The sequence below is a fragment of the Pedobacter sp. MR2016-19 genome (assembly GCF_014947265.1).
Classification (GTDB): domain Bacteria; phylum Bacteroidota; class Bacteroidia; order Sphingobacteriales; family Sphingobacteriaceae; genus Pedobacter.
This window is the reverse complement of sequence record NZ_JADCNK010000002.1, coordinates 109,864-125,946: the sequence shown is the minus strand read 5'-3', so window position 1 is coordinate 125,946 and position 16,083 is coordinate 109,864. Positions and strand designations below refer to the sequence as shown.

General features: G+C 38.8%; 9 protein-coding genes. 2 read left to right on the top strand and 7 right to left on the bottom strand.

The features are described from left to right. Positions 1-95 precede the first annotated feature (95 nt). Positions 96-1,433, top strand: a complete 1,338-nt coding sequence (locus tag IM793_RS02845; RefSeq protein WP_193419654.1) for a sigma-54 dependent transcriptional regulator — start codon at positions 96-98, stop codon at positions 1,431-1,433. A gap of 189 nt (positions 1,434-1,622) precedes the next feature. On the opposite strand, the gene IM793_RS02840 is transcribed toward IM793_RS02845, so the two are convergent. Then, positions 1,623-2,075, bottom strand: coding sequence for a hypothetical protein (locus IM793_RS02840; RefSeq protein WP_193419653.1), 453 nt, complete (start codon positions 2,073-2,075; stop codon positions 1,623-1,625). Positions 2,076-2,121: 46 nt separating this feature from the next. Here IM793_RS02840 and IM793_RS02835 point away from each other — a divergent pair, with 46 nt between their 5' ends. Next, positions 2,122-3,756, top strand: coding sequence for an ABC transporter substrate-binding protein (locus IM793_RS02835; RefSeq protein ID WP_193419652.1), 1,635 nt, complete (start codon positions 2,122-2,124; stop codon positions 3,754-3,756). Between the two features lie 329 nt (positions 3,757-4,085). Here the strand turns inward: IM793_RS02835 and IM793_RS02830 are convergent, their stop codons facing one another. The 6 genes from IM793_RS02830 to IM793_RS02805 form a co-directional block, all read right to left on the bottom strand. Further along, positions 4,086-6,170 (bottom strand): prolyl oligopeptidase family serine peptidase, encoded by a 2,085-nt coding sequence (locus tag IM793_RS02830; protein ID WP_193419651.1) that lies wholly within the window; start codon positions 6,168-6,170, stop codon positions 4,086-4,088. Positions 6,171-6,252: 82 nt separating this feature from the next. After that, positions 6,253-7,689, bottom strand: coding sequence for a SusD/RagB family nutrient-binding outer membrane lipoprotein (locus tag IM793_RS02825; protein WP_193419650.1), 1,437 nt, complete (start codon positions 7,687-7,689; stop codon positions 6,253-6,255). A gap of 11 nt (positions 7,690-7,700) precedes the next feature. Continuing rightward, complete coding sequence (locus IM793_RS02820) at positions 7,701-10,832, bottom strand: SusC/RagA family TonB-linked outer membrane protein (RefSeq protein WP_193419649.1); 3,132 nt, start codon at positions 10,830-10,832, stop codon at positions 7,701-7,703. 319 nt (positions 10,833-11,151) lie between these two features. After that, positions 11,152-13,599, bottom strand: a complete 2,448-nt coding sequence (locus IM793_RS02815; protein ID WP_193419648.1) for a TonB-dependent receptor domain-containing protein — start codon at positions 13,597-13,599, stop codon at positions 11,152-11,154. Between the two features lie 241 nt (positions 13,600-13,840). Continuing rightward, a complete protein-coding gene (locus tag IM793_RS02810; protein WP_193419647.1) occupies positions 13,841-15,079 on the bottom strand; it encodes a cyclopropane-fatty-acyl-phospholipid synthase family protein in 1,239 nt (412 codons plus the stop codon). 10 nt (positions 15,080-15,089) lie between these two features. Further along, positions 15,090-15,902 carry a DUF1365 domain-containing protein gene (locus IM793_RS02805; protein WP_193419646.1) on the bottom strand — a complete coding sequence of 271 codons (813 nt, stop codon included), beginning with the start codon at positions 15,900-15,902 and terminating at the stop codon, positions 15,090-15,092. Positions 15,903-16,083 lie beyond the last annotated feature (181 nt).

Genomic DNA, 16,083 nt, shown 5'->3' with positions numbered 1-16,083 from the left:
TGGTTGACTTCCGAACTAAGACCAAAGAGCTCAATTAACACAATTGTTAATTATTCGGTATATTTATTGTTAATATTGCAGCATAAAATTAACCTATGAATGGGATGGTCCTCATCATTGATGATGAAAAGAAAATTTGCAGTTTACTTTCCAGGATTATAGAGCTCGAAGGTTTTAAAACCTTACAGGCCAATACCGGAAAAGAAGGACTAAAGCTTTTAAAAAGTAATGATGTTAGTATTGTCATCAGTGATGTAAAGCTTCCAGATGTAAATGGTGTTGCGCTGGTTAAAGATATCAAAGCCATAAAACCCTACGTAGAAATTATTAACCTTACTGCTTATGGTACCATTGCCGATGGCGTTCTGGCGATTAAAAATGGAGCATTTGACTATCTGGTAAAAGGCGACGATAACGAGAAAATTATTCCACTTTTATATAAAGCGATGGATAAATCAAATCTGCAGCGCAGGGTTTCCGATCTCGAAAACAAAATCACCAGGAAACATAGCTTTGATACGATTATCGGTCAATCAAAAACGTTAAAGGAAGCCATTGATCTGGCAAAAAAAGTAAGTACAACCGATACGACCGTTTTATTGCTTGGTGAAACCGGAACAGGAAAAGAGGTTTTTGCACAATCAATCCATTACGAAAGCCCAAGGGCCGCAAAACCATTTGTTGCCTTAAACTGCAGTGGTTTTAGTCCGGATTTATTGGAAAGCGAATTATTCGGATATAAAGCCGGGGCTTTCACAGGTGCCAATAAAGACAAAAAAGGATTGTTGGAAGAAGCTAATGGTGGTACTTTGCTGCTGGATGAAATCGGTGAGATGAACCTCGATTTACAGGCAAAATTGTTGCGTGTTCTGGAAAGTCAGACTTTTATTAAAGTAGGCGATACCCAAACACAGCAGGTAAACGTTCGGATTTTAGCAGCCACCAATAAAGATTTAAAAGCTGATGCCCTATCAGGAAAATTCCGGTCTGATCTATATTACCGCCTTTCAGTTTTCACGATCACCTTGCCTCCACTACGTGAGCGTAAAGCCGACATCCCTGCACTGGCCACATATTACCTGAAAGAATTTGCCAATAAGGTAAATCGATCGGCACCAAAAATGGATGATAAAATTTTATCCATATTGAGCGGACACAGTTGGAAAGGAAATATTCGTGAGTTAAAAAACGTAATCGAGCGTTTGGTTATTTTATCAGATGGCGATGTGTTAAGTACTGCAGCTCTCCCACCTGAATTCTTTGAGTTTACACCAATAGAAAATGATTATAACCTGCAACAAATAGAAAAACAGCACATTCAAAAGGTCCTTATCCATACTAAAGGAAACAAAACTGAAACTTCAAGGTTATTGGGAATCGGTTTAACTACACTTTACCGAAAAATAGAGGAATACCAGATAAGAGAGGTTTGAAGGATGGAAGGTTGAGTGGCGGAAGGTTTTAGATGCATAAATCTGGCCAGGCAATACTCGTAATGTCAGATGTTATAATCTAATAGATATTATATTAAGCCGATAAGTGTTGAAAAACTTAAAGTTGGAATGTTGTAACGTTGCAAATTTAGTCTCAAATCTCATATCTAACGTCTCAGATCTCACATCCTAAGCGCCAAACCTGATCCACCTGTCGCCTTCATGGCCGAAAATAAAGGAACCCGGATGCAACATTTCAGCAATATCTTCTATCAGGGAAACGGCATTTTCGGCATTTCTCTCGCGTTCTACATCATCGTTTAACAGAATAATCCGGTTGTTTTTTACGGCTGGCCAATCGGCATCCAATACCGAAGGCACTTCCCGCATTAAATCGGTAAGCGTTTTGCCTGGCTGATAATAAATAATAAAAACAGCACTTAAAATATCGGTTTCTAACATGCCTCCTGCTAATGCAATTTCTTCCGACAACAGATAGCCTGGATAATTACCGGTATCTATACAGGCTACAGGCATTTTATCCATAAATTTAATCTTGTGTTCCACTAAATCTAAACGTTCCTGCAATTCTTCCTGTTTAGCTTCATCGAGGCCAATAAATAAATCGTTTAAAAAAGACATCTGCATTAAATTTATTAATTTGTGCAAAAATAACATTCCTGATCGCATGAGAGGCTCATTTAAGTATATATTTTGGTTTTTTTGTGTAATCTTATTCTTTTCATGTAAGGAGAATGCTGATCATCATGACAAAAAAGTATTCAACATCAACCTCGATCAGGGTTTAACCTCTATTGATCCGGCTTTTGCACGCAACCAGAATGCTATCTGGATGACGAACCAGATTTTTAATGGTTTGGTACAGATCGATTCATCCTTGCAAACCCTTCCCTGCATAGCCAAAAGCTGGCAGGTTTCGGAAGATGCACTTACCTATACTTTTAACCTGCGCAGCGATGTTTACTTTCATGACGATCCTATTTTTAAAAACGGAAAAGGCCGAAAAGTAATTGCAAGCGATTTTGCATACAGTTTTTACCGGTTAATTGATCCAAAAGTAGCCTCATCGGGTGGGTGGATTTTTAGCGATAAGGTAAAAGATAAAAACAATTTTATTGCACTGAACGATTCTACTTTCCAGATTAAACTGGTACGCCCTTTCCCACCCTTTATGAGTTTGCTCACCACCCAATATTGCTCTGTTGTACCTAAAGAAGTTGTAGAACATTATGGTAAAGATTTTAGGAGTCATCCCGTTGGTACCGGCCCTTTCAGATTTAAATACTGGAAAGAAGGCGAAATATTGGTGCTTTTAAAAAACGAACATTATTTTGAAAAAGATGAAAAAGGAAAGGCATTACCCTATCTTGATGCGCTGAAAGCCAGTTTCATTACCGATAAACAAAGTGGTTTTATGAGTTTCCTGAAAAAAGACCTGGATTTTTACTACAACGTAGATGGCAGTTACCGCGATGATATCCTGACCAAAAGCGGGAAGATGACCTCGAAATACAAAGGAAAATTTACATTGACCAAAAGCCCGTATCTGTGTACCGAGTATGTTGGTATTTTGGTTGATACCAGTCTTTCAATTGTGAAGAATTCGCCGTTGCGCTTAAAAAAAATCAGACAGGCCATTAATTATGCTATAGACCGTGACCGATTGATTAAATACCTGAGAAATGGGATTGGTGTTGCCGCTACATCTGGTTTTATCCCTAAAGGTATGCCTGGTTTTGATAGCCTGGCTGTTAGGGGATATGCCTATAACCCAAAACTTGCTGCCAAACTTTTAGCGGAAGCTGGTTTCCCAGAAGGAAAAGGCATGGGAGAAGTCACCTTAAACACCACTACAACTTATAAAGATCTGATCGAATTTATTCAGGGGCAGCTTACTGCAGTAGGTATTAAAGTTAAAATTGATGTAAGCCCAAGTGCCAGTCTCAGGGATTTAATGTCTAAAAACAGCGTAAACTTTTTCCGTGGTTCCTGGCTGGCCGATTATGGCGATGGAGAGAATTTCCTTTCCATGTTCTACTCAAAAAACAAAGTTCCCTATGGACCAAATTACACCGCTTTTTACAACAAAGAGTTCGATCAGCTGTTCGAAAAAAGCTATTACGAAGCCGATAATGAAAAAAGGTTTGAGCTGTACCGTAAAATGGATCAGATCGTAATGGATTATGCTCCTGTTGTTCCGCTTTTCTACGACCAATCTGTAGTGATGCTGCAAAACAATATTAGCGGGTATTCCTTTAATCCGCTAAGCCTGATGATTTTGAAAAGAATTAAAAAGAAATAGAAGAATCGTCAACTTAAACGTTGTCAGTCTAAGCCTGTCGAAGACCTTTAACAGTCTTTAATAAATATTGTCCTTCAATAAGCAACCATTGACAGATCCTTATAGAAGGATCGTCATCTCGGACGAAGCATAATGGAGTGGAGAGATCTTTGAAAGATCTTATAACCTGAGTTCGATTAATAATGTGCTTAATTAGGTTATTTGGCGCCTTGCATGAACGGTCGTCACCCTGAACTTGTTTCAGGGTCTTTATAGCAAGGCGGTTTAACAGGAAAGATGCTGAAATAAATTCAGCATGACGATCGCGTCAAAAAAAGCAACAGAAGAATCTATTTCTTATCCATTAACTTCCTTTTAAGAAAATCGGCAGTTGCCTCACTCACCTTTAAACCGTTAGAAAACTTCATCCAGTGGTGGGTATCATCCGGAATAACCAAAAATTCGAATACTATTTTTTTATTCTCAAACCTTTTGGCCAGGTCTACACTCTGATTAAAAGCAACATTGCGGTCGTCATCTGCATGGATAATCAATGTTGGCGATGTCCAGGTGTTAATGTAACTCACCGGAGATGATAATTTGGCAATACTTGCGGCTAGTGCAGCATCTGGGGCAGGCTCCTTTCCTTCGGCTCCCGGATTGCTAAACCTATAATTTACGCCATGGATATCTACGCCTGCTGCAAACAACTTAGCATCTTTTCCAAGCGCCAGTGCAGTTAAGTAGCCACCATACGAGCCTCCATAAATGCCAATTTTATTTTTATTGATATTTTTCTGATTTGCTAACCATTCCCCTGCTGCCTTTATATCCTGATATTCTGCTGCTCCCTGTGCCCCGGCATTTAATGGCTTATGAAAATCAAAACCATAACCAATACCCAAACGATAATTTACAGATAAAACCGTAAAACCCATATTCACCAGGTACTGGTTTAAAGCATAATCAATGGAGTAATAATCCATCGGGTTCCAGCCCAAAAGCATTTGCCGTTGAGGACCACCATGAACATATACGATTGCTGGCTTGTTTTTAGTTCCTTTTTTAGGAGAAAACAATTGTCCGTGTACAATATTGCCGTCGGCTGCCTTGAAATTTACGTGCTTTGGAATTACCATTTCTTTGATGGGGAAATTGTTAGGGATAAGTGATTCGCCGATGAGTTTAACTGCCTTTTTATCATTTAAGACAGCAGGTAAAAGCGGCCGTTCTGCTGTTGAACTTAGACAGAAAAAAGTACGGTTATCTCCTGAAATTACCGGATAGGCTTCAATACCTTTACCAAAACTCAATGCCTCCATGTCCGCCTTATTTACAGATACTTTGTAAATATGCCTCCTATCTAAGTCATCGGCTTCTTTACCTGTGTTTGCTGCAAACACCAATGTTTTTTTATCATTGCCCAGTTTAACATTTTCAACCGCGAAATTACCCGGGGTAAGCAATAAACGGCCTGATCCATCAGGATTAGCAGCATACATGTGCGGCCAACCGTCTTCATATGAAGTGAATATTATCTTACCGTCGGCCCATTGCAAATTTGCTCCGCCATCAATCGAAGGATAAGAACCCCTGATCGTTTCGGGAGCTTTCCAAATCTGTTTTCCTTCTCCGGTATTTACGTTAACCGTCCAGATAGCCCAGGGTTGATGTTTTCGGGTTAAAATCGAATCCGTTTCAATACCCGTTCCTGCCGTGCGGATAAAAGCAATCGCATGGCCATCTGGTGACCAAACTGGTGCGTTATCTTTAGAAAAAGATGGTAACAGCCACTGTATTGCGGTTTGCTGATCGGTATAAATACCTATAAAAGAATGATCGGTCCGGTTGGATACAAACACAATCTTCTTCCCATCCGGCGACCATCTGTAACCTGTGTTAATGCCTTTTGCATAAAACAGGTTTTTGGCCGGAAACGATCCGTCAATTGGGGCAACCATCACCTGACCTGCTTTGCTAAACAGCACCTGTTCGCTGTTTGGTGAAATAACGGGGTTATCTCCTTCACCAATTGCAATAACTTGTCCACCGCCAAATGGAACAGCAAACACTTGTATTTTTGGTGCAATTGGAGATGAGTTTGCGTTAACCGGTCCGCCATCTCTGCCACCGTGATCGCCGCCACGTACAAATACAATCCATTTACCATCTGCAGAAATAGATAAACTGGTTAATTCCTGCCCGTCATCATCATGATAACCGGTATTTTTTATTGCTTTATAATCTGGCGCTTCAGCAGTATAAATATTTCTTTTTCCCTGTTCATTTGCTGCCCAAGCTATTTTAGCGCCAACAGGCGAGGCTACCAATTGTGTAGGAAAAGGATAACTTAAAACTGATTTCAGTGTAAAGTTTTGCGCAAAAATTTTAGCGGCAGATATTAGCAGGAGCAGGATAAGCAGCGATTTTTTCATTACTTAATATTGAGCAGATAAATTAAAAAAAGCCCTAACCGATGTGCAGTTAGGACTCTGATTATTGTTTTTTATAAGCATGTTACTGATCCCACCACAGTTTGGTTGTTCTAGCCACATCTGCCGGAACATTTGCCCCGTTTTTACTACGTTCACCCTGTGGATAATCCAAACGGCGGATAAAATCGGTTAAGACGGCATTTACGGGAAGCGTAAAATCTTTATATTTATAATCATATCTGCGCGCATCGTTCCAGGCTTCAGGATTTAAATAGGTTGCGATATATTTTTCTTTAAAAATCAGGTCTTTAGTTAATGCCGCAGCACCAACATTAACTACCGGATTGGCCAGATAAGCATCTCTTGCAGTAGTCGAAACCGTTAATTTATCCATATTGGCACCAATACCAACCAGATAAGCGGCGTAGGCTTTTGTTTTATCGGTATCGAAATAAGCTTCAGCTTCGATAAATTTCAACTCGGCATAGGTAACAATAAGTATTGGTGATGTATTGCTGGTCCATGGAGAGTTACTAGAAATATAACATTCATCTTTCGTGGTGTTTGCACCAGGCAATCGGTTACCTGCTCCATTTACGGTTCCGATGTAAGTATTATTCACCGTTTTGTCGGTTATCTTTTCTAAACGTGGATCTTCTGCACCTGGAAAAGTTGTACCTTTTAGCGCATCAATAAATTGCTCAGAAAGCCATCCACCCAGCGATTGTTGCGAATTGGATAGTGCCACATTCGCCCATGGATTACGCTCTTTAAAAGTAGCCATGCCGGCATCATCTGCATTAGTGGTAAAGGAATTACTCAGCGCTGCCAATACTGCTGTAGGATTATAAGAACTGGTTTTACTAATTTTGTTCAATAATCTGGCTTTTAAAGCATAAGCCATTTTTAACCAGTTTGCCCTTTCGGTGGCAGGAGTTTTTCCATAAATTAAATCGCTTGTAGGGGCCAGTTTAACTGTTGCATTGGTTTTGGCAAGTTCAGCAATGGCTTCATCCAATAGTACGATAGCCTGGTTATATACCTCCTGCTGTTTGTCGTATTTTGGCTTAAGGTTGTTGATATCGAAAGCTTGCGAAAACGGAGCATCTCCCCATAAATCGTTTACCAGGGTAAGGTTATAGGCAATAATTACATCGGCCACACCTTTATATTCGCTGGAGCCTTGAGCAACTGCCAGTTTTTTCATTTCGTTAGCATCGGCCATGGCAAAATAAAGTGCATCCCAGGTAGCACTAAAATCAATTGCCTGATAGGTATCACCAGCGGCGTTAGCAGAAGGACTGGCAGTATATTGCACATAAGGAGCAACAATACTTCCGATAAGGTAATTGTTATTTCCGATTTTGTAGGTTGATGTAGCCAACAGTGCATTGAGTGTTGGCACGGGAACCTGATTCGGATTATCAGACAATTTATCTAAATAATCGTCTTTACAACTCTGCAAACCTAGTGTTGCAATTAAAGCTGCGCACCATGTATATTTTATAATTTTTTGCATCGTAATTCTATTTAAAAACCAACATTAAGAGTAAACATAATTGTACGGGCAGATGGATAGGTAAATCCGGCAGAGCCATCATTATTACTACCCGAATCGAAAGAACTCGATTCCGGATCTACACCATAATATTTCGTCCACAACCATAAATTATTTCCGGTAACGGACAGTGAAGCATTTTTGATTGATTTAGCCGGCAACCAGTTCTCCGGTAAATTATACGTTAAACTTGCAGAACGTAAACGTACCCATGAAGCATCGCTTACAAAAGGCTCAGAAACGTTCCGGTAGTAGATGCGGTAATAACCTTCTCCATAATTAACACCATCTACTGTATTCTGTCCAAGCCATACCTGTTTCGTGTTTGGTGTTCCATTGGCTAATACACCATCAAATACCTTATACGACCTTCTGTCAGCAGTATAATCAGGCAATCCGAAAGCCGAATAAAAATCCTCTAACCAGTTGTATTTCTCAAATCCTAACCGCGCATCAAACAATACATTTAAACTGAAATTTTTGTATTTGAAAGTATTGCCCATACCGATGATATAGTTTGGCTGCGAATTACCCAGTAATTTTTGCTTGCCCCCTGAAATGCTCGGGAATCCGTTTGCTCCAATCAGTAACGGAAGATTTTTATCCAGTACAATCGGATCTTCCGGGGTACTTCCATAATAACGGTTAAAATAACTGCCATAAATATTGCCATAAGGCTGCCCCTGGATCAGTTTCATCGTTACTCCGGCATTGCCATAACCTCTGGCAGTACCGTAAACAATTTCCGATATGCCATTAGGCATACTCAATACCATGTTTCTGTTGGCCGAAAAATTAACATTTACATCCCACCTGAAATCTTTTGATACAATTGGTTTACCATTCAATACCAGCTCAACTCCCCTGTTCCTGATATCGCCGGCATTGATTGATTTGGTTACATAACCTACTGCCGAAGAAACCTGCGTTTGGATGATCTGATCTTTGCTTAATGAATAATAGTATGTAAAATCAAAACCTAAACGATTTTTAAAGAACGACATCTCTAAACCAGCCTCGTAGGTATTGGTAAACTCAGGACGAAGACCGGGATTGCCAAGATTTGGCGCAATGGTTAAACCACCTGTTCCGGTTGGCAACTGGGTATAAGGCGAATATCCGGTAAATGTAGAATACTCGGATGCATCCTTTCCTATCCTTGCATAAGACAAACGCAGCTTGGCCTGATTAATAACTGTAGGCAACTTAAATTGATCGGAAAATACATAACTTAAACTTGCTGAAGGATAGAAAAACGATCTGCTCGCTTTTGGCAACGTAGAAGTGATGTCATTTCTTCCGGTTACGGTTAAGAAAAGGTAATTTTTGTAATCAAAAGTCGCTTCCCCAAAATAACCAATCAGTCTTTTTTGTTTCAAGGTCTGCGTTGGTGTAAGTACACCCGCATTTGCTAAATTAAAGAAATCGTACACACCAAGAATACTGCCTAAAGTACCAACCTCTTTCGATTTACGGTCGTAAAGCTCTTGCCCAAGCCTTAAAGTCCCGGTAATATCATCCGTTAGTTTAGAGGTTAATGTGGCAACTACAGTGCTGTTAATGGTTCTAAACTTAGTGTTGTATTCACCATAAAAGCCCTGAGCATTATCATACATGGCTTCAGTTGCATACATTGGTCCACGGGCAGTGCGCACACGGTTATCATTATAGGTATCTACACCCAAACGGTAAGAAAAATTAAGCCATTTGGCAGGATCATAACTCAGGCTTGCCCCACCAATAAACCGGTTAACATCGCCTTTAAACCTGTTGTTTGCCGTACCCCAGATTGGATTATTGGTACCGAAGTATTTTTGCGAACCATCGGCATTCTGATAATCTGCCACATCATAACGCGGCGACCAATAAGCCAAACTTTCGCCAAAACGGTCTGCACTGTAAGTATACCCGCCAGAATTAGTAAAATTCATATTTACAGCGGCCTTAAATTTTGGGCTGATGGTAAAGTCTGTATTTAAACGTCCAGAGAAGTTTTTATTATCGGTATTTGGCATCATCCCTTTTTGATATAACTGCGAAACAGAAGAGAAAAATTTAATCGCTTCACTTCCTCCGGCAACCGAAATTGAATTTTTAACCTGCTGACCTGTACCAAAAGCACGGTCGTAGTTATTGAACAATTGATCAGGGTGGGTCGGATCGATCAGTTTCGCTTCGGCAATGGTTGGGCCCCATCCAGGTCCAATTCCGCCTGGAGGGTTGGTATAAGCACCCAGCACGCCCTGGGTATATTCTGTTTGTACATCCGGCGATTTCAATACTTCATCAAAACCATAACTACTGTTAAAATTAACGCTTACCCCATTCTGCTTGCCTCTTTTAGTAGTAATTACCACAACGCCATTTGCACCTCTTAATCCATAAAGCGCGGTAGCGGCACCTCCTTTTAAAATATTGATGGTTTCAATATCCTCCGGATTAATATCTGAAGCCCTATTGGTTACCCCTCTCGAACCATAAGCGGTTCCATCGGGATTAGCTCCAACTGTAGAGGTAGAGTTATCAATCTGCACCCCATCTATAACATATAAAGGATCGCCGGAAATGTTAGGATCAATTGAGTTAACTCCCCTGATCCGGATACTTGCTCCCTGGCCGGGACCACCACCTGTGCTTGAAATTGTAGCACCTGCGATTTTACCTTGTAATGCATTAAGCAAGTTAGGCTGGTGATTATAATTCAGGTCTTCAGACTTAACAGATTGTGCAGCATAACCTAAAGATTTAGCCTGTCGGGTAATTCCTAGTGCAGTTGAAATGTTTACTTCCTGTAGATCCTGCGCATCAGAAGCCAGACCTACATTAACTGTGGTTTTACTGCCAACCGTAATTTCCTGTGTTTTATACCCAATAAGGCTGATGACCAGTACAGCATTAGTTGAGGGCACTTGAATGGTAAAGCTACCATTGGAATCGGTAGAAGTACCTGTTGTACTGCCCTTGATTTTTACGCTTGCTCCGGGTAATGGACCTCCATCATCAACAGCGGTTATTTTTCCTGTTATGGTTTTTACCTGCGCCATTGTGGATAGGCCGGTCAGTAAAATGCACAGAAAAAAAAGTGAGGTAAAGATTTTTCTCATATCACAATTATTTAGGTTAAGGATTTGTTAGTTATTGCAATATATGGTTTTTACAAACACAAACACGCACAAAACACGATCAACTAAGCCAAATTCCGTACAATTTTTGATACAAAAAGCCTTTACCTGCAAAAACAGGCAAAGATTCTAGATTAAAAACGCAAAACACTCAACAAAATTAACCAAACAACAAAAACAAGAAACCCACAATCCTACTTATTGTACATTTCACACTATATACAAATAGCAACTACCCTTAAAGCAAAAAAGTCTTCCCGAATTATCGGAAAGACTTATATTATATAATCGGATTGGATTTTTACTGCTGAACGCCACCGCCCATTCCACTTCCCTGTCCTTGTTGCTGATCTTGCTTCACATCGTCGTTTTTGATTTTTTTCTTCTCTGTGAATTTAAGTTTACCAAAAGTGTAACTAAAGTTTACTGTGTAGTTACGCAATGGGTAATAAATGTTTTGACTTTGATAAATTGTGCCTCTTTGATTAACAGCATTATTAACAGTTTTGATGTGAAGGTCTTTTGTAAAAGGATTTAAAACCCCTAATCCAATACTTCCTTTTTTCTTAAGTATTTCTTTTTTGAATGACCCACCATAGATATAAAATGGGTCTGTAACACCTTGATAGGTACGTCTTTTAGAAGTTATTACGTTAAACAACTCAAAATTATAACCTTTACCAAACCCATATGCTGAGCGTACGAACCAGTTGAAGTTAAAGAAGGTACCCGTATTAACATTCGTTTCGTTATTCATTACCGAATAGGTGTTTCCTGAAAAATTGGTCATTAAAGTCCATTTTGGTTTAAGATTGTACGATGCAAAAACATTAAATCCGTAAACAGGAGCAGTACCAACATTTATATAAGAAGTTAATGTCTTGTTTACACCATTTTCGGTAATTGGTGAAATCGAATTCTCAATTACGCCGACTGTGCGACGGTAAAAAATTGAGGCATTAATTATCGACCCTTTAATAAAAGTATTATATCCTAACTCTAAATTATCACTCAGCTCGGGGTTTAATTGAGGATTACCTTGCATAATATTAAACTGGTCGCTTTCGTTACGGAAAGGATTTAAATAAGATTGAGATGGTCTTTGTACGCGACGGTTGTAGCTTAGTTTTATCGTAGCACCACCTTTTAAATTTTGCGAAATAATTGCACTTGGAAATAAGTTCAAATAATCATTTTTCTGAATACCACTGCTTTGCGTATTAAAATCTATCCGGGTATACTCAGCTCTAACTCCACCTTTAAATTTTAATTTTTTAGTTAAATCAAAACTGATTACACCATAAGCTGCACCCACATTTTGGTTATATTCAAAATCTTGAGCAGTGTTATCAAACTGACTTTGTATATCGCGTAAAATTGCTTTTGCACCAACTTCTAAAGTTGTTTTTTTACTGAACGGGTAAGTATAATCTGTTTGAAAGGTATACTCATTATTTTTACCGTTATTATTACTTATCGTTTGCAAACCAGATGGGAAAGCAGCTGAAGTAAGTAAATTACTGAAACTTGTAGGTGTTCTGCCATTTGATAATTGTGCCGATACAGAGAATTCCTCTCCTTCTTTTTTACTGGTTTTACGGTAATCAACATTCCAGTCTAAGTTTCTGAAAGTCATGTCCATATTTCCAATATTAGATGCTGCCACATTATTGATTAAATAATTTGTTTCACTTGGACCTCCGTTAGAAAAACTATTAAATTTTGCGGTCGTACTAATATTGTTATAAGCATTAAAATCGTAATCCAAACCTACACTACCATTATATCCGTTACGGCTCCATTTAGAAAATCCACTTTGCGAAATATTATTTGTTGTACCATCCAGGTAAGTTGTATTGGTGATAAATTCAGTTTGTGATTTTTGAGGATAAGCTAAATTTGTACCCAAACTTGTATTCACACTTAGGCGGCCTGTTTTTGCCGTTAAATTAAAAGAACCATTATTCTGGCGAGTTCCTGCTGCTGCATTAACTGAGCCACTCACTCCCTGAGCATTCGATTTTTTGGTAATGATGTTAATAATACCTCCTGAGCCTTCAGCATCATATTTTGCAGAAGGGCTGGTAATTACTTCAACCGTTTTAATTTGCTCTGCCGGAATCATTTTTAATGCATCAGCAACACTACTGGCCATTGTTCCTGAAGGTTTACCATTAATTAAAACACGAACAGCACCGCCACGAAGTTGAATATTTCCTGTAGGGTCAACTGAAAGCATTGGTACTTTACGCATTACATCAGTAGCGTCGCCGCCGGCATTTGTTCCATCAGCCTCAGCGTTATACACCATCCTATCAATTTTATTTTCAATAATGGCTTTGGTTCCCTGAACCTGGACATCGGCCAGTGTATTTTCGCTTGATGAAATATAAATTGTACCCATATTATTATCGGGTTTTGATGGCGTGGTGGTAACTAAAACAGATTTTGTTTTGTAGCCCATAAAACCAATCATCAATTTGTATGAATCAGGAGAAACGTTCTGTAAACTTAGTTTTCCTTTTTCGTCGGTTACGCCACCATTTACAGATTTGTTGTCTTTTACATTAATTAAAGAAACCGTTGCGTAATCAATCGGTTTTTTAGTTAATGAATCTAGTATAGTTGCAGTAATACGTCCGGTAACGGCAGATTTTTTTGCCCCTCCTCCAAATCCTCCAGTGGGAAACTGGGCATGTGCGTTAAAAAATATTCCTAGGATAAAGGTTAATAGTAAAAGTTTTTTCATTTTAAGAGTAGGTCTTTATTAATTAGTCTACGCAAATTGCATTTTGTTACAATAATACGCTATACTTTTTACACCAACTCTATTAATTATTCGGCAAACACTATACTTTTACCGGTGAAAGAAATTATAGATGACAGAGAATATAAATAGTTCACTTGTTAATTGTTTAAATCGGTTAACTATTGGAAATGGGTAATGGAAATTTTACCCATCATCCACCTCATCTTTAACATTACACGTTTTACCTCGAAATATTATTTGGTCTTGAATAAACCATTTGCATTACATTAATATTCCGCATGGCAAAAGCTGCTTCGCAATAGTTTAGGTAATAATTCCACTTGCGGATAAAGGTTTCATCAAAGCCAAGGGCTTTTACTTTATTCAGGTTTTTATTAAATGCGATAAACCATAAATGAAGTGTACGGGCATAATCCAAACCCATATCTTTTAAATCCACCATGGTTAAATCGCCGGTTTCATTTATTGCTTTGTTTATGGCGGCTACCGATGGTAAAAGCGAGCCCGGAAAAATGTGCTTCTGAATCCAATCTACACCATTTCTTAATTTATCATATCTGCAATCGGGAGCAGTAATGACCTGAAAGGCAAAAATCCCATCCGGTTTTAATAACTTCTGGCATTTTTCGAAATAGATTTCTAAATATTGGTGACCCACGGCCTCGAGCATTTCAATGGATACGATTTTATCAAAAGTACCCTCAATTTTGCGGTAATCCTGAATAATGACCGAAACCTGATCGGCCAGTCCTTCTGCATGAACGCGTTCCATCGCCAATTTTTGCTGTTCTTTAGAAATGGTAACCGAAGTAACTTTACAGCCATAATTTTTGGCTAAAAAAATCGCATTACCACCCCAACCACTTCCGATTTCCAATACATGGTCGGTCGCCTTAATCTTTAACTGCCTGGCCAGGCGGTCGTATTTGGCATATTGCGATTCCTCTAAACTTAAATCTTCAGGGTTAAAATAACCGCCTGAATAAGTCATGGTTTTATCCAGAAAAGTCGCAAAGAAATCATTGTTCAGATCGTAATGTTCTGAAATATTTTTCTGCGATCCGGCCAAAGTATTTGCCCTGCGCACGTGATAAACCTTGTTAACCCATTTAAAAATACCCAAAGCAATAGATTTTACTTTACTACCTGTAACCGAGGGGGCATTTTCAATATTCAGAATTACCCATTTAATTACGTTGGTAATATTTGTGGTATCCCAAAGGCCCGAGGTATAGCCTTCGCCGAAACCGATATCGCCATAAAGCGCAATCGATTTAAAGAAATCGGGATGGTTAACCTGTATATGTGCTTCGATTTTATGTTCACCGTTTCCAAAAACCAGTGTTTCGCCACCTGGCAACGAAAGTTCCAATTTGCCTAATGTCATTTTAGAAAGTGCATTAAGCACTACTCTTTCGAAAAAACCTCTTGATGTTCTGGCAGCGGTAAGCGTATTCATAATATTTGATCTATTTTATTTGTGGTTTATAGGGTTTATATACGTTGCGTTGCAACTCAGGGTTTTCAGCTTTTGGATGAAAAGGTATTTTTTTTATCCAAAGTTTAAAGGCCTGCCAGTGGATCATGCCCATTACCTGTAAAGGTATTAAGGGCATAGAAAAAAAATATCGCAGCAAAGCGGCATTGGTTAATGGCTTTTTCTTACCCATTAAGGTGCTGATAAAAAACAACTTACCATTCTTATCCAAGTCGTTAATTTTAATATCGAGCGCATCAGCTGGTACTTTTAAGCTAAAATCGAAAGAATCATCGTGATCGATAAACGGTGAAACATAAAAATATTTAGTGGTGATTTTTTTAAAGGTATCGCCATTCAATTCGTCTTTTCCGAAGAAAAAAAGTTTCATTTCGCGGTAAGTATTGCTGATTTCGGCCACACAACATACCGGATTTCCTCCCTCATCGAAGCAGTAATAAAAAGAAACAGGATTAAAATTGTAACCCAGCACATTGAGGTTGGTAAGGAGTTTTATTTTAAGCCTGCTGCCATCAACGCCATGCTCTTTTAAATAATCTTCTACATGCTGACGTGTATTTTTGGTTTGATCAGGATTTTCTTTTGGCAACTGAAGATGTTCGGCATCGCGAAAAGAAAAAAGATTAAATTTATTAAGGCTAAACCAACGGAGCTTTTGCGCAAGCATTTCCAGCTCGTCCAGATCGATATAAAATATATACACGCTGTACCAAAAAGAATGTTTTTTGGGTACCAGGCGGTGGTGCATGACTTTTGCGGTATAGATGGATGAGTTGATTTGCATTAATATTACAATTTACGAAATTTATGATTGATTTTCATTCTGAGCATCCTGTCATTCTGAGCGCAGCGAAGAATCTTTTAATTAAAGATATCTTCATTAGAAAAGATCCTTCATTGCATTCAGGATGACAAACTGAATTAAACCCCTAATCAAACCAATATTTATCTTATTGGTAATGAAC